At 46.6% G+C, this 3,552-nt stretch carries 2 protein-coding genes; both read right to left on the bottom strand.

All coding sequences use genetic code 11. The annotated features are described in order from the left end of the window. On the bottom strand, positions 1 to 2,888 hold a 2,888-nt coding region (locus QT974_RS28320; RefSeq protein ID WP_333471720.1), incomplete at its 3' end, for a choice-of-anchor Y domain-containing protein. Between the two features lie 319 nt (positions 2,889 to 3,207). After that, positions 3,208 to 3,360 carry a hypothetical protein gene (locus tag QT974_RS28315; protein ID WP_333471719.1) on the bottom strand — a complete coding sequence of 51 codons (153 nt, stop codon included), beginning with the start codon at positions 3,358 to 3,360 and terminating at the stop codon, positions 3,208 to 3,210. Between the last annotated feature and the right edge of the window lie 192 nt (positions 3,361 to 3,552).

Raw genomic sequence — 3,552 nt, 5'->3', positions numbered from 1 at the left:
GGCGTCGGAATTGGAATTGGCGTCGGAGTTGGCGTCGGAATTGGAGTTTCCCCAGGCTTCGGAATTGGCGTCGGAATTGGAGTTTCCGCAGGAGTCGGAGTTTCCGCAGGCTTCGGAGTGGGAGTTGGAATTGGAGTTTCCGCAGGCTTCGGAGTCGGAGTCGGAATTGGTGTCGGAGTTTCCGCAGGAGTCGGAATTGGCGTCGGAATTGGCGTCGGAGTTTCCGCAGGCGTCGGAATTGGAATTGGCGTCGGAGTTGGAATTGGCGTCGGAATTGGAGTTTCCGCAGGCGTCGGAGTTTCCGCAGGCGTCGGAGTTGGAATTGGCGTCGGAATTGGCGTCGGAGTCGGAGTTTCCGCAGGCGTCGGAGTTGGAATTGGCGTCGGAATTGGAGTGGGAGTCGGAGTCGGAGTTTCCGCAGGCGTCGGAGTTGGAATTGGTGTCGGAATTGGAATTGGCGTCGGAATCGGCGTCTGAGTTGTATCGATCACATTCAAAACGGCACGAGAAATCGCTCCTAAATCCGATCCATTAGTGGGATTATTCAGAACTAAATCAACAGTTTCAGTACCTTCAATTACCGAATCGTCAACAACTGGAATCGTGAAAATTTGAATTGTTTCCCCGGTTCCAAAATTTAAAGTAGCAAATGTTTGGTTGTAGTCGCTACCAGCATTAGCAGTGCCGTTAGTTGTGCTGTAACTGACAGCAGCAGCCACATTATTAGCGGTGCGAGCAACCGTAATTGTCGCAAACCTACCGTTTTCATTGACGCTGTAGCTGGCATTGCTGAAGTTAAATGTGCCTGGATTTGTGAGGTTTATAGTAAAAGTTTGGTTGGCGGAAGTATCGATACCGCCGTTATCTGTACCGCCATTATCTCTCAGGTTTAGAGTGATATTAGCACTGCCGATCGCCCCCGGCACTGGTGTAAAGCTTAATGTACCCACCCCTGCGATCGCAGGTGGTACGCTAAACAAACCAGCATTGTCATTCCCGACTACTTGAAATGCCAGCGTTTGTCCCGATTCGTTGGCTGGGCCCGGAGAAATTGCCGTCGCCCATTCGGGGATAGTTTGCGCCCCAGAGTTGCTGCTTCTCGTGCGATCGCCCCCTTGCACAAACGAAGGTGCATCGTTGACGGGATTAACTGCGATCGCATATGTCAAACTATTAGTGCTAAATGCCGTTGTTCCCCCAGTAACCGCAGCATTAACGCCCGCAGTACCGTTACCCGCTCCATTACTTCCATCCCACCCCCGAAAAGTAATTGTTGGCTCGCGGACGGGAATGCTGTAATAGTTTTGGTTGGGTACAAATCGGACTTGTGCAGGGGTTTGCAGAGAAACTTCCGTCAAATTAATGTTAGCTTGCGCTGAATTTGTATTGTCACCTAAAAACAGAAAACTAGCAGTTTCATAAGGATCGATCGCACCGCTAAATGCAGAATAATCTCGCAGCGGGCCTGTGAGAACGATTTCGTTACCGTCTGAGAGAAAGTAATTGTCACCTCGAACTCTCAGAGTGTATGTAGTAGCAAGATTTGTGTTGTAAGAAGCATTTTCGGCAGCCACCAATAAGCCGTTCGTTTGTCCGCCCGGATTCGCAGTAATGCCGTCGCCTTGAGCAAATATATTGCCGCCCGTTGCAGATAGCTGCTGAAAACCGATTTCAATTGCTTTGCGATCGCTCGTAACCGCAACAATGCTAAAACCAGCCCGATTTGGATTTGTGCGGGATTCCGAGATAATTTGCAGATTGAAAGACAAGCTAAATCCAGAATTGCGATCGAGTGCAGGAAAAGATGTATTTGAAGGATTCTTGGTATAGCCAGCATAGATGCTATTGGTAGCAGTGCTGTTTAAATTAGCTCCATTACCGCTAAATATTTCGGCAGCAGTAACGCTTGGGGTGGCAGGATTTAAGTTGCTCAAAGACAGCCAATTTTGAGAACTGGGAGTGTTACCCAGCAACCCATTATAAAGACGAGTCGGGCCGAGCACAGTTGCTGAACTTTCCGACACTGTGCCGAAATTTGTCCAAGTATTGCCATTAGTTGAAAATTGCCAGTTGCCGTTAGTATTGTCTGCGGCGGTGACTGCAACACCCAAAGCATCGCCATTAGCATCACCGCCTAACTCGCTGGCGATCGCAAAAATACTAAAACCTGTGTTAGTTGCGTTGGCTGTGTCTTCATTAATCGGGGGAAGTGTATTAAAATCAGAATTTGCCAAAGTCGGAGCGCTATTGACTTGCGGGTTGCGAAGACTGTCAATATAAATAGTGTTAATTCCGCCGTTGGCTAAACCCACTGAACCGAGACTGTTGACAGCATAATTAGCGGTTCTGTTAACGCCGCCAAGAGCACTGGAAAACTCGACATTACGCCCGTTTCCCGGTGCGGGAATTTGTACTGCGGCTGCATTCCCAAAGGCTCCATGGGTTCCCGCTGTCCTCCAGGCGATCGCATCTACTGTATCGGTACTTGTAGTGCTACCATTATCAATATAAACAACATCGGAAGCTGCGAAATCCCCATCAAAATTTCCGACTGGGAGCAGCTTTATCAAAAATTCACCGCCGGGACTTAATCGAATATTCCAATCGTTATTTGTTCCCGACGGTGCGGGGTTGTAGGCAATCTCTTGGATGGCGGGCGCACCACCGATCGCAATTATTGTACCTGCTTTAAACACAGGAGCAATACTTGCCATATTAGTAAATTGGTAAGCCGAGTATTTAACTGTCGTTGGGGCAGTTGAGTCGCCAACAAAATAGCTCTCAAGCTGGGTAGCTGTTAAATCTTCTGTCAGCAGTAACTCTACATACTCGTTACCTGTAAAGTCTCCCGTAGCCCGCCGGAATTCATTAATAATTATCTGTCCCATCTAGATGCACCTAAATTTGAGATAAAAACTCGATCGAATATGCAAAAAAAGTCACCTACTTGCAAAACTCAAGCAGTTGTATAATGTGTGAAATGGCTGATTCAAATATTCGCTAAAATTCTCATGTCTGACGCAATTGCCCAAAATTATTGCGAATAATTTGTGTGATTTGATAACTAAAGATCCTCTGAAATAAATCTAACGAATTAAATTATTAGTGTCAAGTATCCAGTGACATTAATAAAATCAATGAATAAAATAAATAATATTTATATTGCTAATAGCTAACAAGATGAATTCCAAAAACATATAAACCAGATCAATTTAGACATAAAAGTTGGCAGTAATAGTTTACTCCCGATCGACTAAAAGCCGATCGACAAGACTCTTCGTAGTGACGACCCAGTTTGCGATTGATGGGCGATCGCAGATCGATCGACCGATATCCTAAGGGTGCAGCGGATGAGTGCAAGGCAAATATGTTTGTAGGCGCGAAGCATGACCGCAGTGAATATGGGATTATAACTAATAACTTATATAAGGTCATGCTTCTTCAGGCTTCACAAACCAGATGCACCCTATCCTAAACAGAAAAGAAATCTCCAGGGGCGAGGAGGTTCGGAGCAACGCCAGTCAAAGCAGCTAAAACTTCACCGCTGCTAGC

Origin of the sequence: Microcoleus sp. BM001215392, from assembly GCF_036700185.1 — a bacterium.
Lineage (GTDB): Bacteria > Cyanobacteriota > Cyanobacteriia > Cyanobacteriales > Microcoleaceae > Microcoleus.
Note: the sequence above shows the minus strand (reverse complement) of the source record. Positions and strands in the feature narration are given on the sequence as shown.